Genomic DNA, 25197 nt, shown 5'->3' with positions numbered 1-25197 from the left:
GGCATCGGCTACAACCGCGCCGCGTCACTGGTCGAACGGATGGAGAAGGAAGGTCTGGTCGGCGCACCGAACCATGTCGGCAAGCGCGAGATCATGGCGGGCAAGCGCCAGCCGGCGGCCGCGCTCCCCGATGACGGCACGGACTGACCGGGCAGGCTGCTCCTGATCCGCAGCGCGTAAAAAAGGCCGGTTGCCCGGCCTTTTTTTGTATCTGGTGTCGGACCGCTCAGCCGATCTTCTGGCCGGTCTTGGCCCAGTCGGCGAGGAAAGCGGCAAGGCCCTTGTCGGTCAGCGGATGGTTGACCAGCGCCTTCAGCGTCGCCGGCGGCGCGGTGATGACGTCGGCGCCGATGAGAGCCGCCTGCTTGACGTGGTTCACCGTTCGCACGGAAGCGGTCAGGATTTCGGTCTGGAAATCGAAATTGTCGTAGATCTGACGGATCTCCTGGATCAGCTCCATGCCGTCCGAGCCGGTATCGTCGATGCGGCCGACGAAGGGCGAGATGAAGGAAGCGCCGGCCTTGGCGGCGAGCAGCGCCTGGTTGGCCGAGAAGCACAGCGTGACATTGACCATGCGGTTCATCTCGGTGCGGATGGTCTTGCAGGCCTTCAGGCCGTCCAGCGTCAGCGGCACCTTGATGCAGACATTAGGCGCGATCTTGGCCAGCACTTCGGCCTCCGCCATCATCTGCTTGTATTCGATCGCCACGACTTCCGCCGAGACAGGCCCTTCGACGATGTCGCAGATCTGCTTGGTGACCTCGGCGATCTTGCCGCCCGATTTCAGGATCAGCGAGGGGTTGGTGGTGACGCCATCGAGCAGTCCCAGATCGTTCAGTTCCTTGATCTCTTTGATATCGGCGGTGTCGGCAAAAAATTTCATGGCGGGTCTCCTGACGATTTCGTCGTGCTTGGGAAGGCGCGTTCAGCGTTGCTCTTTGATCTAGACCAAAGTCAGGGCAAGGTCACGCCTCATGATCGAAGATTCGCCCTTTGTCGCGGCCGCACCGGTGCTGGTGCCGATGCCGGCCGAACGTCCCTACACCTATGCCGTGCCGGCCGGCATGCGGGTGGTGCCGGGTTCGATCGTGCGCGTGCCGCTTGGGCCGCGCCAGGTCGCCGGCATCGTCTGGGACGGCACGGTCGAGCAGGTCGATGCCAGGAAATTGCGCCCGATCGAGCAGGTTTTCGACTGTCCGCCGATCGACCGCGCCATGCGCCGCTTCGTCGACTGGGTGGCGCAATACACGCTGTCGGCGCCGGGCATGGTGGCGCGCATGCTGCTCAGGGCGCCGGAGGCCTTTGATCCCGAACCCTGGATCGAGGGGCTGCAGCGCACCCTGCTTGTGCCCGACCGGATGACGGATGCGCGGGCACGCGTGCTGGAGACGGCCGAGGGTGGGTTGGCCTGGACGCGCTCCGGCCTCGCGCACGCCGCCGGCGTGTCGTCGACGGTGATCGAGGGGCTGAAAGCGCAGGGCGTGTTTGAGACGGTGATGATCCCGCCGCGCCCGGTGGTGGCCGCGCCTGACCCAAGCTATGCCGTTCCCGAACTGATGCCGGACCAGAACGAGGCCGCGTCAATGCTGCGCGCCAATGTCGCGGCCGGCGAGTTCAATGTCGCGTTGCTCGACGGCGTCACCGGTTCGGGCAAGACGGAGGTCTATTTCGAGGCGGTGGCGGCCGCGCTCGAGCAGGGCGGCCAAGTGCTCATCCTGCTGCCGGAAATCGCGCTGACGCATGCCTTCCTCGAACGCTTCCAGCAGCGTTTTGGCGCCAAGCCGGCCGAGTGGCATTCCGACCTGCCGCCGCGAATGCGCGAAAAAGTCTGGCGGCAAGTGGCGGAAGGCGGCGTGCGCGTCGTCGCCGGCGCGCGCTCGGCGCTGTTCCTGCCATTCAAGGAGCTTGGCCTGATCGTCGTCGACGAGGAACACGACCCCGCCTACAAGCAGGAAGACCGCGTCTTCTACAATGCGCGCGACATGGCCGTCGTGCGCGGCCATATAGGCGGCTTCCCCGTGGTCCTGGCGTCGGCGACACCGTCGGTCGAGAGCCGGGTCAATGCCAGCCAAGGCCGCTATGCCAGGGCTGTGCTTTCCGCCCGCTTCGCCGAGGCGGCACTTCCCGACCTCAAGTCGATCGACATGCGGCGCGCGCCACCGGCGCGTGGCGGCTTCCTGTCGCCGGTGCTGATCGACCATATGCGCCGGACGCTGGAGAAGAAGGAGCAGTCGCTCTTGTTCCTCAACCGACGCGGCTACGCGCCGCTGACGCTGTGCCGGGTCTGCGGCCATCGCTTCGGCTGCCCGGTGTGCTCGGCCTGGCTGGTCGAACACCGCTTTCGCGGCCAGTTGGTCTGCCACCATTGCGGTCACAATGAGCGCCGTCCCGAAGCCTGCCCGGAATGCGGCACGCTCGACCACCTGGTCGCTTGCGGTCCGGGGGTCGAGCGCATCGCCGAGGAGGTCGTCACGCATTTCCCGGACGCGCGCACCATCGTGCTGTCGTCGGATATCATGGGGGGTGTACGACGGTTGCGGCTGGAGCTGGAGGCAATCGCCAATGGCGAGGCCGATATCGTCATCGGCACGCAACTGGTCGCCAAGGGCCACAATTTCCCTGATATGACGCTGGTCGGCGTCGTCGATGCCGATCTCGGCCTTGCCAATGGCGATCCGCGCGCCGCCGAGCGCACCTTCCAGTTGCTCAGCCAGGTGACCGGCCGTGCCGGCCGCACCGGCAAGAAGAGCCTGGGCCTGCTGCAGACGTTCCAGCCCGACCATCCGGTGATGCGGGCGATCGTCTCCGGCGACGCCGAATCTTTCTACCAGCGTGAGATTTCTGAGCGCGAACGCGCTGCCTTGCCGCCCTTCGGCCGGCTGGCCGGCGTCATCGTCAGCGCCGTGACGCGGGCGGAGGCGGAAGGCCATGCCCGCGGCCTGCGCCGCGCCGCGCCCGAGGCGTCGGACCTGTTCGTGCTCGGGCCGGCCGAGGCGCCGCTGTCCCTGCTCGGCGGCCGCCATCGCTTCCGCCTGCTGATCCAGGGCGAGCGCCGCGCCGACATGCAAGGTTTTATCAGAGCTATGCTGGCCAATGGACCGAAACAGCGCGGCTCGGTCCGGGTGCAGGTCGACATCGACCCGCAGAGCTTTCTGTAGGGACGCAATTTCAGCTACAGCTGTCTCGGCGAGAGAAACGGAAAGATCACATGAAAACCCTTGGCCTGCTCGGCGGCATGAGCTGGGAATCGACCGCCATCTATTATCGCCTGCTCAACGAGATCGTGCGCGAGCGGCTGGGTGGGCTGCATTCGGCGAAGCTTCTCATGTGGTCGTTCGATTTCGCCGAGATCGCCGAGCGGCAGCATCATGGTGATTGGGACGGCGCCGGCGCGCTGCTGGTCGATGCCGCGCGCAAGCTCGAGGCCGGCGGCGCGGAAGGCTTGCTTCTGTGCACCAACACCATGCACAGACTGGCTGACCAGGTGCAGGCTTCGGTGTCGATCCCGCTCATCCACATTGCCGATGCCACGGCGGTGGCGGTCAAGCGCGCAGGCATGCAGCGCCCGACGCTGCTGGCGACGCGCTTCACCATGGAGCAGGATTTCTACAAGGGCCGGCTCGCCGACAAATACGGCCTGTCGCCTGTCGTGCCCGATGCGGCCGGGCGCGACATGGTGCATCGCGTCATCTATGACGAGTTGTGCCAGGGCATCGTGACCGGAGCCTCGAAGGCCGCTTATATCGAATTGGCCGAACGCCTGCGCCGTGAAGAGGCCGCCGACAGCATCATCATGGGCTGCACGGAGATCACCATGCTCATCGGCCAGGGCGATTTCGACATTCCGGTTTTCGACACGACGCGCATCCATGCCGAGGCGGCGGTGGAATTCGCGCTCGGTTGATGCGGGTCTCCTAAAGTGCCTTGAGCCATCTGGCGCGGCATTTTTCCTCCGCTAGAATGCCCGCGATTTCAAAATAGGCATTTCGAGGGACACGATGGATTTTGCGCTTCCATGGCCGACGAGCCAGGGCGAATGGCTGGCCTGGTCGAGCGCGGTCTTCACAGTGCTGCTCGGCCTTCTGTTTTTCCTGGCGCCGGGCTTGGCGTTCCGCATCCTGCGCCTGCAGGCGAAACCCGAGAAGGCGGCGGCGATCGCCGAGGGGCGAGGCCGCATGTCGGGCTTCTATCTCGGGGTCGGCCTGTGCTGCATCCTGCTCGCGCAGCCGCTGGTCTACATGGCGCTCGGCTTCTCCTGGCTGTTCACTGCCTTCGGCCGGCTGCTGTCGATGATGTCGGATGGCGCCAATACGCCTTTCAATTGGGTTTCCATTGTGGTGGAATTGGCGCTCGCGGCCTTGCCGCTCGCCTTTGCCTTCGGCTTTGTGCCCTGAATCCAAGGGTATTCCGGCGCGCAGGACGCTGATCTTTCGCCGGATGCGACAATAGTGCCTGAAAACCATGCGGAACGACGCATTGCGGTCTTAAAATGCCTGTGCTAGACGGCAATCGACTTTCGGCCGGGGATAGCGGAAGCCGCGCCTCCGTGCTTGGAAAAATGCAGTAAGGTCAAAGATTTAGCCAGAGTTTTTGCTCGCGCCAACAATCTGCGGCCTGTCAGACAAGAGAAAAGACGGTCCGTGGCCCAATCGTCATCGCCAATCTCAGGTGTCGCAGAGCGCTATGCCGGTTCGCTGTTCGAACTGGCATCGCAAGCAAATTCCGTGGCCAAGGTCGAGGCCGACCTCAACGGTTTCGAGGCACTGCTCGCGGGGAGCGCGGACCTCACCCGGCTGATCAACAGCCCGGTGTTCTCCAGCGAAGACCAGGCCAAGGCCATCGCGGCGATCGCCGACAAGGCAGGCATCACCGGCCTGACCGGCAATTTCCTGCGCGTCGTCGCCAAGAATCGCCGCCTGTTCGCGGTGCCCGGCATGATCAAGGCGTTCCGCCAGATCGCGGCCGAAGCCCGTGGCGAGGCTGCGGCCGAAGTGACGTCGGCTCATGAGCTGACCGCGGCCCAGCAGACCGAACTCAAGGCGGCGCTGAAAAGCGTTGCCGGCAAGGACGTGGCCATTTCCGTCACCGTTGACCCGTCGCTGCTCGGCGGGCTGGTGGTCAAGATGGGCTCGCGCCAGATCGATACGTCGCTCAAAACCAAACTCAATTCGCTCAAGCTTGCACTGAAAGAGGTCGGCTGATGGACATCCGCGCCGCGGAAATTTCCGCAATTCTGAAAGACCAGATCAAGAATTTCGGCAAGGAGGCCGAGGTCTCCGAAGTCGGACAGGTGCTGTCCGTCGGTGATGGTATCGCCCGTGTCTACGGCCTCGACAATGTCCAGGCCGGCGAAATGGTCGAATTCCCCGGCGGCATCCGCGGCATGGCGCTCAACCTCGAAGCCGACAATGTCGGCGTCGTCATCTTCGGCGCCGACCGCGACATCAAGGAAGGCGACACCGTCAAGCGCACCGGCGCCATCGTCGACGCGCCTGTCGGCCCCGGCCTGCTCGGCCGCGTCGTCGACGCGCTCGGCAATCCGATCGACGGCAAGGGCCCGATCAAGGCGGTCGAGCGCAAGCGCGTCGACGTCAAAGCACCCGGCATCATCCCGCGCAAGTCGGTGAACGAGCCGATGTCGACCGGCCTCAAGGCCATCGATGCGCTGATCCCGGTCGGCCGCGGCCAGCGCGAGCTGGTCATCGGCGATCGCCAGACCGGCAAGACGGCCATCATCCTCGACACGATGCTCAACCAGAAGTCGGTGCACGACAACGGCCCCGAGAAGGAAAAGCTCTACTGCGTCTACGTCGCCGTCGGCCAGAAGCGCTCGACCGTCGCGCAGTTCGTCAAGGTGCTGGAAGAGCGCGGCGCGCTCGAATATTCGATCATCGTCGCCGCCACCGCTTCCGACCCGGCGCCGATGCAGTTCCTGGCGCCGTTCACGGCCTGCACCATGGGCGAGTATTTCCGCGACAACGGCATGCATGCACTGATCAGCTATGACGATCTGTCGAAGCAGGCCGTCGCCTATCGCCAGATGTCGCTGTTGCTGCGCCGCCCGCCGGGCCGCGAAGCCTATCCGGGCGACGTCTTCTACCTGCACTCGCGCCTGCTCGAGCGCGCCGCAAAGCTCAACGACGATCTGGGTGGCGGCTCGCTGACCGCGCTGCCGGTCATCGAGACGCAGGCCAACGACGTGTCGGCCTACATCCCGACCAACGTGATCTCGATCACCGACGGCCAGATCTTCCTCGAAACCAACCTGTTCTTCCAGGGTATCCGTCCGGCCGTCAACGTCGGCCTGTCGGTGTCGCGCGTCGGTTCCTCGGCGCAGATCAAGGCGATGAAGCAGGTTGCCGGCTCGATCAAGGGCGAGCTCGCGCAGTACCGCGAAATGGCTGCTTTCGCGCAGTTCGGCTCGGATCTCGACGCCGCCACGCAGCGCCTGCTCAACCGCGGCTCGCGCCTGACCGAGCTCCTGAAGCAGCCGCAGTTCTCGCCGCTGAAGACGGAAGAGCAGGTCGCGGTGATCTTCGCCGGCGTCAACGGCTATCTCGACAAGCTGCCGGTCAACCAGGTCGGCAAGTTCGAGCACGGCCTGCTCAGCCACATGCGTTCGGCCGGCAAGGACGTCCTCGACGCCATCCGCAAGGAAAAGGCGCTGTCGGACGATCTGCGCGCCAAGCTGAAGGCCGAGATCGACGCCTTCGCCAAGACCTTCGCCTGAGCGAAGTGCCAGTCCGGATGAGACAAGACGGGATCAGGTTTGAAGCATGCCTTCATTAAAAGACCTTCGTAACCGTATCGCCTCGGTCAAGGCGACGCAGAAGATCACCAAGGCGATGCAGATGGTTGCCGCGGCGAAGCTGCGCCGTGCGCAAGAGGCGGCGGAAGCGGCGCGTCCCTATTCGGAGCGCATGGGTTCCGTGCTGGCCAATATCACCCAGGCGGTCGGTGGCGGGGGCGATGCCCCGGCGCTGATGACCGGAACCGGCAAGGACGACGTGCATCTGCTCGTCGTCTGCACCGCCGAGCGTGGCCTGTGCGGCGGCTTCAATTCGCAGATCGCCCGTCATGCCCGCGACCATATCCGCCGGCTTCTGGCCGACGGCAAGCAGGTCAAGATCATCTGCGTCGGCAAGAAGGGTTTCGACATCCTGCGCCGCGACTATGCCGCGATGATCATCGAACGCGTCGATCTGCGCGAGGTCAAGACGCTCGGCTTCGTCAATGCCGATGCGATCGCCCGCAAGGTCATCCATCTGTTCAACGAGGGCGCCTTCGACGTCTGCACGCTGTTCTACTCGCAGTTCAAGTCGGTGATCAGCCAGGTTCCGACCGCGCAGCAGATCATTCCGGCAGCGTCCGCCTCTTCGGCTCAGCCAGAAACGGCCGATGGCGCCAGCGCCGTATACGAGTATGAGCCGGAGCCGGGCGAAATCCTGTCCGACCTCATCCCGCGCAACATCGCGGTGCAGATATTCCGTGCGCTGCTCGAAAACGCGGCGGGCGAAATGGGCGCCAAGATGAGCGCCATGGACAATGCGACGCGCAACGCCGGCGAGATGATCAACAAGCTGTCGATCACCTACAACCGCCAGCGGCAGGCGCAGATCACCAAGGAACTGATCGAAATCATTTCGGGCGCCGAGGCGCTCTAGGCGCGGTCAGCGGGTCATTGGCCCGCGAACCGGACCGCGTGAGAAACAAAGGACGAAAAGGGTAAAGACGATGGCGAAAGCAGCGACCCCGAAGACGGCAGCCCCCAAGGCAGCAGCTCCCGCGAAGGCGGCCAAGGCTCCGGCAGCGGCAGTAAAGGCGGCTCCGGCCAAGGCGGCAGCAGCGCCGGCCAAGGCCGCCGCTGCCAAGACGCAGGCCGTGGCCACCAAGGCGACCGGCGTTGTCGGCAAGGTCCGCCAGGTCATCGGCGCCGTCGTCGACGTGCAGTTCGGCGAGCATCTGCCGCCGATCCTGAACGCGCTCGAGACCAACAATGTCGGTAATCGCCTGGTGCTCGAAGTTGCGCAGCATCTGGGTGAAAACACCGTGCGCTGCATCGCCATGGACTCCACCGAAGGCTTGGTGCGTGGCCAGGAAGTGCGCGACACCGGCGGCCCGATCGCCGTGCCGGTCGGCCCGGGCATGCTCGGCCGTATCATCAACGTCATCGGCGAGCCGGTCGACGAGGCAGGCCCGGTCGACGCGGTCGAATTGCGCTCGATCCACCAGCCGGCTCCGGCCTATATCGAACAGTCGACGGAAGCGCAGATCCTGATCACCGGCATCAAGGTGCTCGACCTGCTCGCGCCCTACGCCAAGGGCGGCAAGATCGGCCTGTTCGGCGGCGCCGGCGTCGGCAAGACGGTGCTGATCCAGGAACTGATCAACAACATCGCCAAGGCGCATGGTGGTTACTCGGTGTTCGCCGGCGTCGGCGAGCGCACCCGCGAAGGCAACGACCTTTACCACGAGTTCATCGAATCCGGCGTCAACAAGAAGGGCGGCGGCGAAGGTTCGAAGGCGGCGCTGGTGTACGGCCAGATGAACGAGCCGCCGGGCGCGCGCGCCCGCGTCGGCCTGACCGGCCTGACGGTTGCCGAATATTTCCGCGACCAGGGCCAGGACGTGCTGTTCTTCGTCGACAACATCTTCCGCTTTACGCAAGCGGGTTCGGAAGTGTCGGCTCTGCTCGGCCGTATCCCGTCGGCCGTGGGCTATCAGCCGACGCTCGCCACCGACATGGGCGCGCTGCAGGAACGCATTACCACCACCACCAAGGGCTCGATCACCTCGGTGCAGGCGATCTACGTGCCGGCCGACGACTTGACCGACCCGGCGCCGGCGACCTCGTTCGCCCACCTTGACGCGACGACGACGCTGAACCGTTCGATCGCCGAAAAGGGTATCTATCCGGCCGTCGATCCGCTGGACTCGACCTCGCGCATGCTCGACCCGCTGGTCGTTGGCGACGAGCACTATGCCGTTGCCCGCCAGGTGCAGTCGATCCTCCAGCGCTACAAGTCGCTGCAGGACATCATCGCCATCCTGGGCATGGACGAGCTCTCGGAAGAGGACAAGCAGACCGTGGCCCGCGCCCGCAAGATCGAGCGCTTCCTGTCGCAGCCGTTCTTTGTCGCCGAAGTGTTCACCGGCGCGCCGGGCAAACTGGTCGACCTCGCCGATACCATCAAGGGGTTCAAGGGCCTCTGCAACGGCGACTATGACCACCTGCCGGAAGCCGCCTTCTACATGGTCGGCGGCATCGACGAAGCGGTCGAGAAGGCACAGCGCCTCGCGGCTGAAGCGGCTTAATCAAGGGAATAGGGAGTAGTCAGTAGTCAGTAGTGAATAGCAGCTGGGTGATCGGGGCGGTTGTCCTCTCTCCCTACTTCCTACTCACTATTCCCTACTCGCTAAATTGACATGGCTGAAGCTTTCAAGTTCGAACTGGTCTCGCCGGAGCGCCTGCTGGTTTCCGCCGAGGTCGAATCCGTGGTCATTCCGGGCGCCGAAGGCGAGATGACTGTCATGGCCCATCACGCGCCGGTCATGACCACGATCAAGCCGGGCGTCGTCACGGTGAAGAATGCCTCGGGCAGCGAAGAACGCTATGTCGTGTTCGGCGGCTTCGCCGACATCGTCCCGGCCGGCTGCACGCTGCTGGCGGAATCGGCTGTGGCGGTGAAGGATGTCGCCCGCGCCGACCTCGCCCGCCGCATCCAGGAAGCCAGGGAAGACGCGGCCGACGCCAAGGACGATCAGTCGCGCAGCAAGGCGGAACAGTTCCTTAGCCAGCTCACCACGCTGGAAGGCGCAATCCTGCCGGCCTAAAAGTCGGTTCAGATGACTTGATGAAAAGCGGGGCCTTGCCTCGCTTTTTTGTTTGTTGGGGTGTCAGGCGTTTCAGCTACGGCGGCGATATCGTACCGCCGACATCGAGGTCCTGTACCGCCTGTTGACCCGTCCAGCTCCGCCTTACGGTCCTTCGCCGTCTATGCCGAGCGCGGCGAAGGCCAAGGTCGTGCCGTCCCTCCGCAGATGGACAAGATGGATGGCCACGAGTTCGATCAGCGTCTGGCGTTCGGCGTGATCCCCGGCGAAGCCGGCCAGATCGAACACCGCCGTCACGGTTTCGTTCGCCGGCAGCTGCTGGTCCAAAAGCGCCGTCAGCTCCGCATCGAGCGGATCGGTGAAATGGCCCTCCGGCAAGCTCTTTCCGCGCGCCGCGCAGGCGGCGATCCAGGCTGCCACCACCAGCGTGAGGTGGACCAGCTCGGTGCCGGCTTCCAGGCACTCGATGGCCGAGGCAATGATGCGCTGCGGCAGTTTCTGGCTGCCGTCATTGGCGATCTGCGCCGTGCGGTGGGCAAGTGCCGTGTTCGAAAAACGCTCGGCAAGCTCGGCCGTATAGGCCGATGTGTCGAGGCCGGCATCGTCAGGCAATGTCGATTTGGCCTCCTCCCACAGCGCATCGACGAACCGCCGGATCGCCGGATCGGCGAAGGCGCGATCGACCGTGGGGTGGCCGCTGAGCAGGCCAAGATAGGCGATGCCCGAATGCGCGCCGTTGAGCAGCCTCAGCTTCATGTCCTCGAAGGGGGCAACATCGCCGACCATGGTGACGCCGAATTTTTCCCAGGCCGGACGCCCGGCCGGGAAATCGTCCTCGATCACCCATTGGCGGAAAGGTTCGGTCATCACGGGCCAGGCGTCCTCGATGCCAAGTTCGCCTGATATCCGCGCCCGGTCGGCATCGGTCGTGGCCGGCACGATGCGGTCGACCATGCTCGAGGGAAATGCGACCTGACCGGCGATGTGGCCGGCAATTCCAGCACCGCCCGCCGAACCAGGTCTGGCATCGCGCAGTGAGGCGAATTCGACCAGCAGCCTGTGCAAGGTGGCGCCGTTGGCCGGCAGGTTGTCGCAACAAAGCACGGTAAAGGGCGGGGTGCCGGCGGCCAGCCTCCGGGCGAGCGCTTCGGTCAGAAAACCATGCGCGGTCTTCGGCTGTTGCGGATTGGCCAGGTCGTGGACGATGTCGGGATGCGCCGTGTCCAGCCCGCCGCCGGCCGCCCGCAAATAGGCTTTCTCGGTGATGGTCAACGTCACGATGCGGGTGCGGGGATCGGTCAGCACCGCCAGCACCGCGGCCGGGTCCTCCGGCGCCACCAGCAGCGAGCCGATGGAACCGATGACATGCAGCTTCTCGCCGCCGCTGCCTCGAACCGCCAGTGTGTACAGCCCATCCTGCGGCGCCAGCGCGTCGCGGGTGTCGGCGCTGCGCAACGACACGCCTGTTATGCCCCAGCCCGTCTCGCCGGCGGCCAGGCACTCATCGATGTAGGCGGCCTGATGGGCCCGGTGAAAGGCGCCGACGCCGAGATGCACAATGCCCGGCGTAATCGCGCCACGATCGTATCGAGGCGCGGCGACCTTGGCCGGCAATGCCTGCGCCGTGCGGTTGGAAAGGCGAAGGGCTGTCATCGGTTTGCGGCACTCATCTCGTGGGACGGCTGGTCAGGGAATGGCTGCTAATCCGCGGGCGGATCGCAAAACGGCGTAACATCGGCGGCGGTTGCCGACAATGCTCAACATTGCTCAAAAGTCATCATACAACAATCCGATTTTTGTATGTTGACATTATTTCCAGCCGATCCTACCGATAGCGACCCTGGGAGGATGCCGTGGCACTGACGAATGCGGATTTGCTGTTTCCAGCCGAGGCGCGTCCGCTCTCGATCGCCCGCGATCTCTACGCCAGCATCAAGGACCTGCCCATCATCAGCCCGCACGGCCACACCGACCCGCGCTGGTATGCGCTGAACGAGCCGTTCCCCGATCCCGCGCAACTGCTCATCGTACCGGACCACTATATTTTTCGCATGCTGTTCAGCCAGGGCGTGCGGCTGGAGGCTCTCGGCGTGCCGACGCTCGATGGCGCGCCCGTCGAGACCGACGGCAGGGCGATCTGGCGGCTGTTCGCCGAGCACTATCATCTCTTCCGTGGCACGCCGACCCGGCTGTGGTTCGACCATGTGCTTGCGCATCTGTTCAGCATCGCAGAGCCGTTGAGCGCCGCAACCGCCGATCGCCATTACGACACGATCGCGACGGTGCTGCAGTGGGAGAACTACCGCCCCCGCGCCCTGTTCGAGCGCTTCAACATCGAGGTCATCGCAACGACCGAAGGCGCGCTCGACGATCTCAAATGGCACCAGATGATCCGCGACAGCGGCTGGGAGGGCCGCGTCGTCACCGCCTATCGGCCGGATGCCGTCGTCGATCCCGATTTCGAAGGGTTTTCGGTCAATCTCGACCGGCTAGGCGAGGTCACCGGCTGCGACACCGGGACCTGGGCCGGCTATCTCGATGCGCACCGCCAGCGCCGCGCCTTGTTCAAGAGCTTCGGCGCGACCTCGTCGGATCATGGTCATCCCACGGCCGACACCGCCAATCTTTCCGATGCGGCGGCGCAGGAGCTGTTCAACCGGATTCGCGCCGGCTCGCAGGACGAGCGTGAACGAAAGCTGTTTCGCGCCCAGATGCTGACCGAAATGGCCAAGATGAGCCGGGACGACGGACTGGTGATGCAGATCCATCCCGGCTCCTGGCGCAATCATTCGCCTGGAATTTTCCAGAAATTCGGCAGGGACAAGGGCTTCGATATCCCGACCCGCACCGACTATGTGGCGGCGCTGAAGCCGCTGCTCGACTGCGTCGGGCTCGAGCGCGACCTGACCGTCATTCTGTTCACGCTGGATGAGAGCAGTTACCCGCGCGAGCTGGCGCCGCTGGCCGGCGTCTACCCGGCGCTGAAGCTCGGGCCGGCCTGGTGGTTCCACGACAGCCCGGAAGGCATGCGCCGTTTCCGCGAGATGACCACCGAGACCGCCGGCTTCTACAACACCGTCGGCTTCAACGACGACACGCGCGCCTTTCCCTCGATCCCGGCCCGTCACGACGTGGCGCGGCGGGTCGACTGCGCGTTCCTGGCGCGCCTCGTCGCCGAGCACAGGCTGCGCGAGGACGAGGCTCATGAACTCGCGAAGGAGCTTGCCTACACGCTCGCCAAGACGGCGTACCGGCTCTGAACGGCACGCTCCGATTTTTCAAAGGGAGGAAGTCATGTTGCATTTTTCGAAATTGACGGCGGCCACATTCGCCTTCGGTTCGCTGCTGATCGGCATTGCAAATGCCGAGACCGTGCTGCGATCCTCGGATACCCATCCGGACGGCTATCCGACCGTCGAAGCGGTCAAGTACATGGGCGACCTCATCAAGCAGCGCACCGCCGGCCGCTATTCGATCGAGGTCTATCACTCGGCGCAGCTCGGTGAGGAGAAGGACACGATCGAGCAGACCCAGGCCGGGGTCATCGACCTCGACCGTGTCTCGATGGGACCGTTCAACGGTATCGTGCCGGAAACCGCCGTGCCGTCGCTGCCCTACATGTTCCGCTCGGTCGAGCACATGCGCCATGTCATGGACGGGCCGATCGGCGACCAGATACTCAAGGCGTTCGAGGCGCATGACCTCGTCGGCCTCGCCTTCTACGATTCCGGCGCGCGTTCCTTCTACAACACCAAGAAGGACATCACCTCGATGGCGGACATGAAAGGCATGAAGTTCCGCGTCATCCAGTCCGACGTGTTCGTCGACATGGTCAACGCGCTTGGCGCCAATGCCACGCCGATGGCCTATGGCGAGGTCTACTCGGCGCTGCAGACCGGCGTCATCGACGGCGCCGAGAACAACTGGCCGAGCTTCGAATCCGCCAAGCACTACGAAGTGGCCAAGCACTACACCATGGACCAGCACCAGATCGTGCCGGAAGTGCTGGTCATGTCGAAGGCAAGCTGGGAGAAGCTGTCGCCGGAAGACCAGGCGATCGTGCGGCAGGCGGCCAAGGACAGCGTCGTGAAGATGCGCGAGCTCTGGGACGCGCAGGAGAAGAAGTCGCGCGACATCGTCGAGAAGGCCGGCGTCAAGGTCAGCGAGATCGACAAGCAGCCGCTGATCGACGCAATGAAGCCGGTCTACGACAAATATTTGTCGACGCCGGAACTGAAGGATCTGGCGGCGAAGATACAGGCCGAGAAATGAACGGGGCTAACAGGTCAGGCAGCGCGAGGACTCCTGCGCTGCCTTCGGACGCCCCTGCCACGAGAGGCTTCTGGCTCGCTGCCGAGCGCGTTCTCTCCGGGCTTGCCCGGCTGGCGTTGTGGGTCAGCGGCGCCGGCCTGACGCTGATGACGATCATCATCTTCTGGCAGGTCTTCTCGCGCTACATGCTGAACCGTTCGCCGAGCTGGACCGAATCCTTCTCGGTGCTGCTGATGGGCTGGTTCATCTTCCTGGGTGCCGCGGTCGGCGTGCGCGAGCGCACGCATCTGGGCTTCGACGTGCTGCTTTACGTCCTGCCTGCCTCGGCCAAGGCGGTGCTGCGCAGCATTTCCGATCTTGTCGTGCTGGCCTTCGGCGCCGGCATGATCGTCTACGGCGTGCAACTGGCGAGGCTGACCTGGAATACGGTGATGCCTTCGCTCGCCCTGCCGGGCGGCGTCAGCTTCCTGCCGGTCATCCTGGGAGGCGCGTTGGTCTGCCTGTTTTCACTGGAACGGCTGGCCGGGCGTTTTGCCGGCCTGCCCGTCGACGCCGACATCCATGCAACCGGCGAGGAGGTCTGAACCATGGCCTTGATGGTCCTTTTCGGCACCTTCGTGTTCCTGCTGGTCATCGGCACGCCGATCGCGTTCTGTCTGGGCGTCGCCAGCTTCGCGACGATCCTCACGCTAGGCCTTCCGCCGGTCGTGGTGTTCCAGCGGCTCAATTCCGGCGTCAGCGTTTTTTCGCTGATGGCCATACCCTTCTTCATCTTCGCCGGCGACCTCATGGTGCGTGGCGGCATCGCCGCGCGGCTGGTCGCGCTGGCAGGCTCACTGGTCGGCCATTTGCGTGGCGGTCTGGGGCAGGTCAACATCGCGGCGTCGACCATGTTCGGCGGCATTTCCGGCTCGGCGGTGGCGGATGCGTCGGCAGTCGGCGGGCTGATGATCCCGCAGATGAAGGCGCGCGGCTACGGCATCGACTACGCCGTCAACATCACCTCGGTCGGCGCCATCATCGCGCTTTTGATCCCGCCCTCGCACAACATGATCATCTACTCGATTTCGGCCGGCGGCCGTATCTCGATCGCGGATCTGTTCACGGCTGGCGTGTTGCCGGGTCTGCTGCTGGCGCTGTCGCTGATGATAACGGCCTATTGGGTCGCCAGCCGCCGCGGCTACCCGACGGAGCCCTTCGCGGGCTTCGGTCGGGCCTTGCAGCTGCTTGTCGCCGCCATTCCGGGCCTTATCCTGATCGCCATCATCTTCGGCGGCGTCAGGTCCGGCATCTTCACCGCGACCGAGAGCTCCTGCATCGCTATCGTTTACGCCTTCCTGGTCACGCTGATCATCTACCGCTCGATGAGTTGGGGTGACTTCGTCGCGGCGACGACGGCCTCGGTGCGGACCACCGCCATGGTGCTGATGATTATCGGCTGCGCGGCGGCCTTCGGCTGGCTGCTCGCCTATCTCAGAGTGCCGGCGGCGCTAGTCGCCTTTCTGCAGTCGGTATCCGACAACAAGCTGGTCATCCTGCTGTTGATCAACATCGTGCTGCTCATTCTCGGCACCTTCATGGACATGTCGCCGCTGATCATCATCACGACGCCGATCTTCCTGCCGGTGGTCATGGCCTATGGCGTCGATCCTGTGCATTTCGGCGTGATCCTCATCCTCAATCTCGGCATCGGCCTTTGCACGCCACCGGTTGGCGCGGTCCTGTTCGTCAGCTGCGCCATTGGCCGCATTCCGATCTGGACGGCGATGCGCTCGATCTGGCCATTCTATGGCGCCGCCTTCGTGGTGCTGATGCTTGTCACCTACATACCGGAAATCTCATTGTGGCTGCCGAGCCTGTTCCATTAGGAGATCACCAGGTGTCCGATATCGCAAACGACCTCAGGGTCGAGAGAAAACCCAAACTGTCGGAAACCGTCGTGGCGGCGATCCGCAAGCAGTTGCATGCGGGTGAAATCCTGCCCGGCCACAAGCTGCCGACCGAGGGCCAGCTGACCGAGACCTTCGGCGTCAGTCGCACCGTCATCCGCGAGGCGATGGCCAAGCTTGCCGCTGACGGCCTTGTCGAGCCGCGGCAGGGGGCGGGTGTCTTCGTCACCGAGCACATCTCGACCATGTTCGGGGCGCTGGCTGCCGACATGGGGGCCAAGGATTCGATCGCGCTCAACGTGCTCGAGGTGCGGCTGGCGATCGAGATCGAATCGGCCGGGCTCGCCGCCATCCGCCGCAACGCCGCGCAGGAAGCGGCGATCCAGGAAGCCTTCTTCGAGTTCGAGCGGCTGCTACTCGACGGCCAGCCGACCGGACCCGCCGATCTCGCCTTCCATCGCGCCATCGCCAGCGCCACCAACAATCCGTTCTATGTCGAGATGCTCGACGTGCTCGGCCGGCGCGCCATTCCGTGCGACGTGACCTCGCCCTGGTCGACCGAGCTGGTGCAGTCCGACAGCTACCAGCGCGGGCTGCAGCGAGAGCATCTGGTGATCCTGAACGCGATCACGGCGGGCGATGCCGAGGCCGCGCGCGAGGCGATGCGTGCCCATCTCGGCGCCAGCCAGCAGCGCTACCGCGAACGCCTGCAGGCGCGGCAGGCCTATTACGCCAGTTCGACCAGGGCCGCCGCCGGCGAATGATCCACCGGAAGTCAGGACAGAGATGAGCCAGAACCACACAGACTACAAATCGCGCTTCGCCATCGATCCGGCGGCCGCCGCCGCCATGGGAACGGACGAACTGCGCCATAATTTCCATATCGACGATCTCTTCCAGCTTGGCCGGATCAGCCTGACCTACACCCACTACGACCGGATGATCGTCGGCGGTGCCGTGCCGGTGGCGACGGCATTGCCGTTGGAAGCGATCAAGCCGACCGGCACCAAAGGTTTTCTCGATCGGCGCGAATTGATCGCCGTCAATATCGGCGGCGCCGGCTCGATCGAAGCCGGCGGCCAGTCCTTCGACCTGCGGGCGCGCGACATGCTCTATCTCGGCATGGGCTCCAGCGATGTGGCATTCGCTTCGGCAGATAAAGACGACCCCGCCAAGTTCTATCTGCTCAGCGCCCCGGCGCATCAGGCTCATCCCAGCCGGCTGATCCGCCTCGATGACGCCAAGCGCCTCGATCTCGGCAGCAAGGAGGCCTGCAACGAGCGCTCGATCTTCCAGTTCATCCACGCCGGGGGAACAAAGACCTGCCAGCTCGTCGTCGGCATGACGCAGCTGGCGCCGGGCTCTATCTGGAACACCATGCCGTGCCATGTGCATGACCGCCGCATGGAGGCCTATCTTTATTTCGACCTGCCCGAGGCGGCGCGCGTTTTCCATTTCATGGGCGAGCCGGACGAGACGCGCCATATCGTCATGCGCAACGAAGAGGTGGTGCTGTCGCCGGGCTGGTCGATCCATTCGGGCGCCGGCACGTCCAACTACGCCTTCATCTGGGCGATGGCGGGCGACAATGTCGACTACACCGATGTCGATGCCGTGGCCATGGACGCGCTGCGGTGAGCGACCTCACTGCCTTCAGCCTGGCCGGCAAACGCATCCTGGTCACCGGCGCCAACACCGGGATCGGCCAAGGCATCGCGGTCTCCATCGCGCGCGCCGGCGGCGCGGTGATCGGCGTCGGCCGCTCGTCGATGGCCGATACGGCGAGCAAGGTCGCGGCTCTGGGCGGCGAATTCAAGGCGGTCGCCGCCGACCTTGCCAACACCGGAGCGGCCGGACCGATGCTCGATCGTGTCTGGGACGAAAGCGGGCCGCTCGACGGGCTGGTCAACAATGCCGGCATCATCCGGCGCGCCGATGCCGTCGACCTGACGGAGACCGATTGGGACGATGTCATCGATGTCAATTTGAAGATGGTCTTCCTGCTCAGCCAGTCCTTTGCCCGGCGCGTCCTGGCAGACGGGCGCCAGGGCAAGATCGTCAACATCGCCTCGGTGCTGAGTTTCCAGGGCGGCATCCGCGTCGCGTCCTACACGGCGTCAAAGCATGGCGTGCTCGGCATCACCCGTCTGCTCGCCTGCGAGTGGGCGGCGAAAGGCATCAACGTCAACGGCATAGCGCCGGGCTATATCGAGACCAACAACACGCAGGCGCTGCGTGCCGATCCCGACCGCAGTGCCGCCATCCTCGGGCGCATTCCCGCCGGGCGCTGGGGCGAGCCGGGAGACATTGGCGATGCCGCCGTCTTCCTGCTGGCACCGGCCTCGAACTACATGCATGGCGCGGTGGTGCCGGTGGACGGCGGCTGGCTGGCGCGGTGAGGAGATGACGATGACCGATCCGAAAATCTTCGCGCAAGCCGGCGAGGGTGCCTGGACGCCGACCCTGGACGGGAATCGCCGTCGCGTGCTGCTGTCCACCGACGAATTGATGATGGTCGAATTCGGCTTCGACAAGGGTGGCGTCGGCGCGCTGCATTCGCACCCCCACGTCCAGGCAAGCTATGTCGCCGAAGGCCGTTTCGAGGTGACCATCGACGGACGGACCGCAATCCTCGAGACCGGCGGCAGCTTCATCGTGCCGTCCGGCCTGGTGCACGGCGTCAGGGCGCTGGAGGCGGGACGGCTGGTCGACAGTTTCACGCCACACCGCGCCGATTTTCTCGCCTGACCGGGCCGGCGAGATTTCCCGGCCAATGAAAAAACCCGCACTTCCAAGGAAGCGCGGGTTTGTTGCCTGGGCGCCAATGGCGCCGCGGTACTCAAAACATCACCGCAGAACCGGAAACCTGCCGGATCATGGTGAATATAAACTTAATGCGTGTCAGGTGATGCGCCTGAGCAGGCCGAAAAGCCGTTCGAACGTCCTGCCATAGGGCGGGCGCAGAAGGGCTCCCGCGCTCAAGCGCGACTGCTGGAAGACCGGCTTCTCCTTGCTGAAGGTGCGGAAGCCCCACTCGCCGTGATAGGCACCCATGCCGCTGGCGCCGACACCGCCGAAGGGCTGGTTCTCCTGCACCAGATGCAGCATGCAGTCGTTGATCGTGACGCCGCCGGCGACGGTCTCGCGCAGGATTCGCCGGCGGTTGCCGCTGTCGCGCCCGAACCAGTAGAGCGCCAGCGGCCGGTCGGCCCGGTTCACATAGTCGATGGCGTCGTCGACCGTGGCGTATTCGACGATCGGCAGCACCGGGCCGAAAATCTCCTCGCGCATCAGCCGCAGGTCCGGCCCGGCGTTGCTGACCAGGGTCGGCAAAAGCTTCCGGCCCGTATTGCCGAGATCTTCGCCGGCCGGGTTGATCTCGGTGATATCGGCGCCGGCCTCGCGGGCTTCCGTGATCATGGCGCGCAGGCGCTGGTAATGCCGGTCGCTGATGATGGCGGTATAGTCGGGGTTGTCGCGCAGCGAGGGATAGAGCCGCGCCACCGCGATTGCGAGCTTGGCAGCGACCGTGGCTGCCTGTCCCTTGGGCACCAGCAGATAATCCGGCGCGATGCAGGTCTGCCCGGCATTCAGCAGCTTGCCATAGGCGACGCTGGCTGTTGCCGCGTCGAGATCGCAGGAAGGGTCGAGGATCGCCGGCGACTTGCCGCCGAGTTCGAGCGTGACCGGGGTCAGGTTGGCGGCGGCGGCGATGGCGACCTGGCGTCCGACCGCGGTCGAGCCGGTGAACAGCAGGTGGTCGAAGGGCATCGAGACGAAGGCCTTGCCCATCTCGGCATCGCCGGTGATGACGCTGAGTTCATCCGGGGCGAAGTGCTCGCCGGCCAGTCTGGCCAGCAGTTCGGAGAAAGCAGGCGTCAATTCGGAAGGCTTTACCAGGACGCGGTTGCCGGCGGCGAGGGCCGCCGTGACCGGCGCCACGGCGAGCTGAAAGGGGTAGTTCCAGGGCGATACGACGCCGACCACCCCAAGTGGCTGCGGCAGAAGGCGGTTTTTGCCCGGCAAGAAGGGCAAGGTGGTGGCGACACGACGCTCCCGCATCCAGCCGCCGACATGCGCAAGGGCATGGCGAATGCCGGCGCGCACGACGAACAGTTCCGCAAGACGGGTCTCATGCGCCGAGCGGCCGCCGAAGTCAGCGTCGATCGTGGCGCAGATTTCGCTCTCATGCCGCTCGGTCAGCGCCAGCAGGCGTTTGAGACGGTCTTTCCTCGGGCCAAGGTCCGCAAAGGGTTGCTTCTCGAAAGCGGCGCGCTGTAGCCGGAACCGCTCGTCGAGAGCATCCTGTCTTACCTGCAGCATCGTGCCCTCCCGGCCTGATTGGCCAAGTTTACATCGCAGAGCGAAGGAATCCAGCGGGAGCGATGGTGTCGTTGGGGAAGGAGGCGCGACGATGCCCCGATGCCATAAGCGGCGTTAGCGATTTTGCAGAAGGTGGTGCGGCAGGCCTTGTGCAATCCTTGGTTGCATGCTGCAATGCTGGACGGGCAAGAGTTCGACACCAAGGGGGTTCGAATGAGCGGAAAACACCACATGCTGGCAGTGGCCGGCATTTTCTTAGTAACCGGCGCGATCGGCATCCTGTCCGCGATCGTCCTGCTGGCCTTTGGACATTCGCCGAATATTGTGGGTTCCGCCTCAAGCGTGGCCTACGTCATCGGTGGCTACTACTTCCTGAAAGGGTCAAGGCCGGCGAAGATTTTCCTGACGGTCATGGCGGCTCTCGCCACGCTGCTGGAAGCCGTCATCGGCATCCTCATGCTGAGCGATGGCCAATTGCCGATAGGCCTGTTTATCATGCTGCTGGCGGTCCTTACCGGCTATTGCTTCCATGCGCTGCAACTGTCGAAGGCTCTCAAGGCCGAATTCGATCGCCGGTCCGAGACATATCGGTTGGAGAAGGGCAAGGCCGCCCAGCGCTATTATGACGAATTGGAGCAAGGCGGCAGCGGCGAGTGATGCCTGGGAGGGAGCTATATCTCTGTATCACCTTAGTCTGACCTGTCAGGCGGTCGTGCGCGGCACTGGTGCAGATCGGCGATATCGACCGTTGTGATCGGATGAAGGCTGCGCTACTCCAGGCCCTCACCCGGAGGTCGCTTTGACCGGTTTGCCTATCCTCTCCAATCCACGAAAAGCCGTTCCCAGTCCGGCGGCCGCCTGATGCAGGTAATGGCAGCGAGCATCCGCGCCGAGGATCCCAAGCGGCGCGTGCTGAAGGACGTGTTCGGCTTCGACGATTTCCGCCCCGGCCAGGCCGACGTGATGGACGCGCTGCTCGGCGGGCGCCATGTGCTGGCTGTCATGCCCACGGGGGCCGGAAAATCGCTCTGCTACCAGGTTCCGGCGCTGGTGCTGGGCGGGCTCACCCTCGTCGTCTCGCCGCTGGTGGCGCTGATGCAGGATCAGGTGGCGGCGCTGCGGCTTGCCGGGGTAGCGGCCGATACGATCAATTCCTCGCTCGATCGCGAGGCCAATGTCGCGGCCTGGCGTCGCGTCGCTTCGGGCCAGACGCGGCTGCTCTATCTGGCGCCGGAGCGGCTGATGACCGAGCGCATGCTCGAGGCGCTCTCCAGGCTCGACGTCAGCCTGATCGCCATAGACGAGGCGCACTGCATCTCGCAATGGGGGCCGGCATTCCGGCCCGAATATGAAGATCTGTCTCGGTTGCGCGGCATCTTTGCCAATGTGCCGATCATCGCGGTGACGGCGACGGCCGACGAGAGCACGCGCACCGACATCGCCGCCCGGCTGTTCGCCGAGCGGGTCGAGACGCTGGTGCTGGGTTTCGACCGGCCCAACATCAAGCTGGCCATCGAGGCCAAGCAGGACAGCAAGCGGCAATTGCTGCGGTTCATCGAGCGCCATGCGGGCAAGAGCGGCATCATCTATTGCCTGTCGCGCAAGAAGACCGAGGAGATGGCGGCCTTCCTCGAGAAGAACGGCGTGAGAGCGCTTGCCTATCACGCCGGCATGAGCAAGGAGGCGCGCGAGGCGAATCAAAACGCCTTCATGACCTTGTCTGGCGTCGTCATGGTGGCGACCATCGCCTTCGGCATGGGCATCGACAAGCCCGATGTCGCCTATGTCTTCCACACCGATATGCCGGGCAGCCTGGAGGCCTATTATCAGGAAATCGGTCGTGCCGGCCGCGACGGACGCGAGGCCGAGGCGCACATGCTCTACGGTCTTGGCGACATCCGCATGCGGCGGCTGTTCATCGATGACGAGGACGCCTCGCCCGAGCACAAGAGACGGTCGCATCGCCGGCTCGACACGCTGATCGGTTATTGCGAAACGGCGCAATGCCGCCGCCAGGTGCTGCTCGGCTATTTCGGCGAAGAGGCTCAAGCCTGCGGCAATTGCGACAACTGCCTCGATCAGGCGCCGCGCGCCGACGGCAGTGCCGAGGCGCGGAAAATCCTCGCGGCGGTCGCGCAGAGCGGCGAGCGCTTCGGCGCGGCCCATGTCATCGACATCCTGCTTGGCCATGAGACCGAGAAGGTGCTGGCGCGGGGCCATCAATCGCTGAGCAGTTTTGGCACCGGCGCCGCGCACAGGAAGACTGTGTGGCTGTCACTGATCCGGCAATTGGTCGCCGGCGGGTTCCTGATGCCGGATCCCGAGGGCCATGGCGGTCTCGCCATCTCCGAAAGCGGCCGCGCGCTCGGCCGCGGCGAGGTTGAATTCCGGTATCGCGTCGAGAACCGCGACCCTCTCACGCGCGGCAGGAAGCGTTCCGGCGAAGGCTCCGCCGCCGACGCCGAGGGCGTGGATGCCTCGCTGCTGGCGGCGCTCAAGGCGCTGCGGCTGCGGCTCGCCAAGGAGCGCCAGGTGCCGGCCTATGTGGTGTTTTCCGACCGCACGCTGATCGACATGGCCGCCCGCCGCCCGCGCGACCTCGACGCCTTCGCCGAGGTGAATGGCGTGGGCGGGGCGAAGCTCAACGAGTTTGGGGCGGTTTTTCTGGCCGCGATCGCGGCGCATCGGCCCGACGGGGCAGGCTGAGGATCAGGCTTGGCGATGGGACTGCCTTCAGCTGCTGTTAGGCTACCCCGCCTCCGCCGAAACGACGGCCACCGCCATACTTCCGACGGTGTACCGATTGTTTGCGGATCGAACTTACCCACCCGCTCTCTTCTCCCAGACGACGACATGCGTCTTCGGCAGACGGGATCTGAGGCGTTTCTATGGGATTGTCATTTGAGGACGATGTAGAGCGGGATGAGGATTGCCAAGGCGGCGACGCCAATAGGTTAGTGATCATGCGCCGCCGCAGCGACGTGTCGGAATCTACGCAAAACCCGCCCCTCATTATTGCGCCAACTCAGCATCGCGTAATCAAGGCGCGAGCGCAGGTATCGGCTAAATTGGATGCTCAGGTTAGTCCGGCAGAGGATTATGAAGGCGCGAACGGCTACGTGGCCTCGTCCACCAGAGCAGCGCCGGCCCGATAGCGATGCAGCGGCTCGGCGTCCTTGCAAGAGTTGCCTGATGGCGCCGAGCCTAACCGGCGAGAGACTGGTAGGGGGCACGGCATCCCGCTGGCCAGGATGATCATGCGCCTTCCTCCAATAGAAGCGAAGTTATCCGAATGAATGAAATAGGAGGTATCCTTAGCGCGACCACGTCAGCGCCTCGCCAGCATGATCAACGCGGCTGAAACGATCGCCATCACGATCATGAACAGCGCACCGACCTCAGCCAATTTATACATCAGGGGGTCAGTGGGGAGCGGGTCGTTCGCCATGCGAGCGATCAACCGTCGGGCACGTTCGTCCTCTTGGCGAGTTTCAGATTTCGCCTTGCACGCATCAAGCAACTCTTGGGCGTAGAGTTGTCTGGAGTCTTCCGAAGCGACCTGCGAATTGGTGTCCAACCAAACTTTGAACAAGTCGGGCTTGATGCGCATGGTAGCGTAGCTTAGCCCCTCCAAGCTCTCCATATGCGTCGCATCGAAATTCGCGTGCCACTCTTCCCAAGTCGGGGGCATATCATCGGCACCAGGAAGTTGCCGGATAAGTGGGTAATCTTCTGGGGTGTAGACCGGCAATACCCGCACCACTTTCTAACCCGCCAAGGCGCGCACGATGGCGAAGCCCACGCCGATCGCAAGGCCCGCGGCGAGGCTTTCGGCAATGCGGATGACAAAGGCGCCGTAGCGCTCGCGCAAACACGCTGGCGGGGCTCTCAGGACAGCAGGAATGTCGAAAGTGCGTTCCATGCCGAGCAACATAGATCGAAACCGGGAATCTATGAATCCCCTCGATATGGCGTCATCGAACCCGGACGGGGGCGGTCAAGACGGTTTTAGCAGTGATCTCGCGGACCACAACTGGTTAATCAAAATCCGGTTAAGCGAAGTAATATCATTATGCAAGCGAAACGAATTAGCCCGGCGGCCTCGGCTTCCGGACTTTTTGTGGGCATGCGACGGTTGTTATTGATGTTGTGGCGGAGAGGGAGGGATTCGGTTTCACGCCTATCCTGCTGAAAATGCTAATCTTTTCGCGCTTTTTGTTACGCAGTTTGTTACACTGCTACAACTGCGATTTACAATCGCTCTTTTGAGCTCGCCTGCCCAATCCATCTTATCTGTCGAAACCGACGCAATGGCGCGGCGGTGGATTGGGTCACTCTGTCATAGTATCCGCGCTTCATTAAGTTGACGATGCCGTTTAGACTCGGAGCTGATCCTTTCCGGTCGATCACCAGGATTTGGCGCGCGACCCGGCACCGGCGGTTCGTCTTTGTACGTTTGTGTCATCCAGGCCGGATCAACTCGGCCATCAGGCTTCTCACGACTTATGCATGCGTTTCCCACTTTTATTAGCATTCGGTGCGAACCCGCACCCTGCACCAAACCTGCGACGCCTAAGCTATCGTCCTCGACTTGAGCGTTCCCTGCTTCTCGTGGAAGACGCTAAATTCGCTCGTGCGTTATTGCCGGCCAGCAAAGGCTGCGGGTCGGCGGTGAGGGTGTCGAGGAGCGGCGGCCGTTCCCTTTCACTCAATAGTGCCGCCGGCGCCTGGATGGTTTCCACGACGCCGCCCCCGCAATCGTAGCCGTTGTGATGATCATCGTGCATGCGCTGAGCTGTTGGGGACATGCTGATGGCGGTGCCGGAAGCACCGGAGACATGTGATATCTCGGCAGCGGGCAGAGCGGCTTCTCTGTCGC

25 protein-coding genes are annotated in these 25197 nt (G+C 64.1%); 19 read left to right on the top strand and 6 right to left on the bottom strand.

The features are described 5' to 3' along the window. Positions 1 to 147 (top strand): DNA translocase FtsK (locus EOA36_RS38755; RefSeq protein WP_145969107.1); only part of this gene is annotated, 147 nt, incomplete at its 5' end. 79 nt (positions 148 to 226) lie between these two features. Here the strand turns inward: EOA36_RS38755 and fsa are convergent. Next, positions 227 to 883: a fructose-6-phosphate aldolase gene (gene fsa, locus EOA36_RS03625; protein ID WP_127275648.1), complete on the bottom strand. Its 657-nt coding sequence runs from the start codon at positions 881 to 883 to the stop codon at positions 227 to 229. A gap of 91 nt (positions 884 to 974) precedes the next feature. On the opposite strand from fsa, the gene EOA36_RS03620 reads away from it, so the two are divergent. The 8 genes from EOA36_RS03620 (at position 975) to EOA36_RS03580 (ending at position 9834) form a co-directional block, all read left to right on the top strand. Beyond that, positions 975 to 3158: a primosomal protein N' gene (locus EOA36_RS03620; RefSeq protein ID WP_127275647.1), complete on the top strand. Its 2184-nt coding sequence runs from the start codon at positions 975 to 977 to the stop codon at positions 3156 to 3158. Between the two features lie 50 nt (positions 3159 to 3208). Further along, a complete protein-coding gene (locus EOA36_RS03615; RefSeq protein WP_127275646.1) occupies positions 3209 to 3904 on the top strand; it encodes an aspartate/glutamate racemase family protein in 696 nt (231 codons plus the stop codon). 94 nt (positions 3905 to 3998) lie between these two features. Continuing rightward, positions 3999 to 4394, top strand: a complete 396-nt coding sequence (locus EOA36_RS03610) for a DUF4345 family protein (protein ID WP_127275645.1) — start codon at positions 3999 to 4001, stop codon at positions 4392 to 4394. Positions 4395 to 4640: 246 nt separating this feature from the next. After that, positions 4641 to 5201: a F0F1 ATP synthase subunit delta gene (locus EOA36_RS03605; RefSeq protein ID WP_127275644.1), complete on the top strand. Its 561-nt coding sequence runs from the start codon at positions 4641 to 4643 to the stop codon at positions 5199 to 5201. Then, a complete protein-coding gene (atpA, locus tag EOA36_RS03600) occupies positions 5201 to 6730 on the top strand; it encodes a F0F1 ATP synthase subunit alpha (RefSeq protein ID WP_127275643.1) in 1530 nt (509 codons plus the stop codon). The genes EOA36_RS03605 and atpA overlap by 1 nt, the downstream gene beginning before the upstream one ends. A gap of 46 nt (positions 6731 to 6776) precedes the next feature. Then, complete coding sequence (locus EOA36_RS03595) at positions 6777 to 7664, top strand: F0F1 ATP synthase subunit gamma (RefSeq protein WP_127275642.1); 888 nt, start codon at positions 6777 to 6779, stop codon at positions 7662 to 7664. Positions 7665 to 7734: 70 nt separating this feature from the next. After that, on the top strand, positions 7735 to 9315 hold the full coding sequence (atpD, locus tag EOA36_RS03585) for a F0F1 ATP synthase subunit beta (protein ID WP_189524574.1): 1581 nt from the start codon (positions 7735 to 7737) through the stop codon (positions 9313 to 9315). A 111-nt stretch (positions 9316 to 9426) separates the two neighbouring features. Further along, the gene (locus tag EOA36_RS03580) at positions 9427 to 9834 is read left to right on the top strand and encodes a F0F1 ATP synthase subunit epsilon (protein WP_127275639.1); all 408 of its coding nucleotides are present in this window, start codon (positions 9427 to 9429) and stop codon (positions 9832 to 9834) included. 144 nt (positions 9835 to 9978) lie between these two features. Here the strand turns inward: EOA36_RS03580 and EOA36_RS03575 are convergent, their stop codons facing one another. Beyond that, positions 9979 to 11487 (bottom strand): mannitol dehydrogenase family protein, encoded by a 1509-nt coding sequence (locus EOA36_RS03575; RefSeq protein ID WP_127275638.1) that lies wholly within the window; start codon positions 11485 to 11487, stop codon positions 9979 to 9981. Positions 11488 to 11687: 200 nt separating this feature from the next. Here EOA36_RS03575 and uxaC point away from each other — a divergent pair, with 200 nt between their 5' ends. The 8 genes from uxaC to EOA36_RS03535 are packed head-to-tail and all read left to right on the top strand — an operon-like array spanning position 11688 to position 18743. Beyond that, positions 11688 to 13094, top strand: a complete 1407-nt coding sequence (gene uxaC / locus EOA36_RS03570; RefSeq protein ID WP_127275637.1) for a glucuronate isomerase — start codon at positions 11688 to 11690, stop codon at positions 13092 to 13094. Positions 13095 to 13128: 34 nt separating this feature from the next. Next, positions 13129 to 14106, top strand: a complete 978-nt coding sequence (locus tag EOA36_RS03565; protein WP_127275636.1) for a TRAP transporter substrate-binding protein — start codon at positions 13129 to 13131, stop codon at positions 14104 to 14106. Continuing rightward, positions 14103 to 14690, top strand: a complete 588-nt coding sequence (locus EOA36_RS03560; protein WP_167531540.1) for a TRAP transporter small permease — start codon at positions 14103 to 14105, stop codon at positions 14688 to 14690. Before EOA36_RS03565 ends, EOA36_RS03560 begins: the two co-directional genes overlap by 4 nt. Positions 14691 to 14693: 3 nt before the next feature. Next, complete coding sequence (locus EOA36_RS03555) at positions 14694 to 15974, top strand: TRAP transporter large permease (RefSeq protein ID WP_127275635.1); 1281 nt, start codon at positions 14694 to 14696, stop codon at positions 15972 to 15974. A gap of 11 nt (positions 15975 to 15985) precedes the next feature. Further along, a complete protein-coding gene (locus EOA36_RS03550; RefSeq protein ID WP_127275634.1) occupies positions 15986 to 16759 on the top strand; it encodes a FadR/GntR family transcriptional regulator in 774 nt (257 codons plus the stop codon). A 22-nt stretch (positions 16760 to 16781) separates the two neighbouring features. Continuing rightward, the gene (kduI, locus tag EOA36_RS03545) at positions 16782 to 17633 is read left to right on the top strand and encodes a 5-dehydro-4-deoxy-D-glucuronate isomerase (protein WP_127275633.1); all 852 of its coding nucleotides are present in this window, start codon (positions 16782 to 16784) and stop codon (positions 17631 to 17633) included. Continuing rightward, on the top strand, positions 17630 to 18394 hold the full coding sequence (gene kduD / locus EOA36_RS03540) for a 2-dehydro-3-deoxy-D-gluconate 5-dehydrogenase KduD (RefSeq protein WP_127275632.1): 765 nt from the start codon (positions 17630 to 17632) through the stop codon (positions 18392 to 18394). Before kduI ends, kduD begins: the two co-directional genes overlap by 4 nt. A 10-nt stretch (positions 18395 to 18404) precedes the next feature. Further along, a complete protein-coding gene (locus tag EOA36_RS03535) occupies positions 18405 to 18743 on the top strand; it encodes a cupin domain-containing protein (protein WP_127275631.1) in 339 nt (112 codons plus the stop codon). A 153-nt stretch (positions 18744 to 18896) separates the two neighbouring features. On the opposite strand, the gene EOA36_RS03530 is transcribed toward EOA36_RS03535, so the two are convergent. Further along, positions 18897 to 20318: a coniferyl aldehyde dehydrogenase gene (locus tag EOA36_RS03530; RefSeq protein WP_127275630.1), complete on the bottom strand. Its 1422-nt coding sequence runs from the start codon at positions 20316 to 20318 to the stop codon at positions 18897 to 18899. 123 nt (positions 20319 to 20441) lie between these two features. Between EOA36_RS03530 and EOA36_RS03525 the strand changes: the two genes are divergently transcribed. Both EOA36_RS03525 and recQ read left to right on the top strand, forming a co-directional pair. Further along, positions 20442 to 20975 carry a hypothetical protein gene (locus tag EOA36_RS03525; protein ID WP_127275629.1) on the top strand — a complete coding sequence of 178 codons (534 nt, stop codon included), beginning with the start codon at positions 20442 to 20444 and terminating at the stop codon, positions 20973 to 20975. A gap of 204 nt (positions 20976 to 21179) precedes the next feature. After that, positions 21180 to 23024: a DNA helicase RecQ gene (recQ, locus tag EOA36_RS03520; RefSeq protein WP_127275628.1), complete on the top strand. Its 1845-nt coding sequence runs from the start codon at positions 21180 to 21182 to the stop codon at positions 23022 to 23024. A gap of 622 nt (positions 23025 to 23646) precedes the next feature. Here the strand turns inward: recQ and EOA36_RS03515 are convergent. The 3 genes from EOA36_RS03515 to EOA36_RS37670 form a co-directional block, all read right to left on the bottom strand. After that, complete coding sequence (locus tag EOA36_RS03515) at positions 23647 to 24069, bottom strand: hypothetical protein (RefSeq protein ID WP_127275627.1); 423 nt, start codon at positions 24067 to 24069, stop codon at positions 23647 to 23649. A 15-nt stretch (positions 24070 to 24084) separates the two neighbouring features. Continuing rightward, positions 24085 to 24240, bottom strand: a complete 156-nt coding sequence (locus EOA36_RS37145) for a hypothetical protein (protein WP_189343589.1) — start codon at positions 24238 to 24240, stop codon at positions 24085 to 24087. Between the two features lie 655 nt (positions 24241 to 24895). Next, positions 24896 to 25197 (bottom strand): hypothetical protein (locus tag EOA36_RS37670; RefSeq protein WP_145969106.1); only part of this gene is annotated, 302 nt, incomplete at its 5' end.

The sequence above is a fragment of the Mesorhizobium sp. M8A.F.Ca.ET.021.01.1.1 genome, assembly GCF_003998025.1.
Taxonomy (GTDB): Bacteria; Pseudomonadota; Alphaproteobacteria; order Rhizobiales; family Rhizobiaceae; genus Mesorhizobium.
This window is presented reverse-complemented; position numbering and strand designations above follow the sequence as displayed.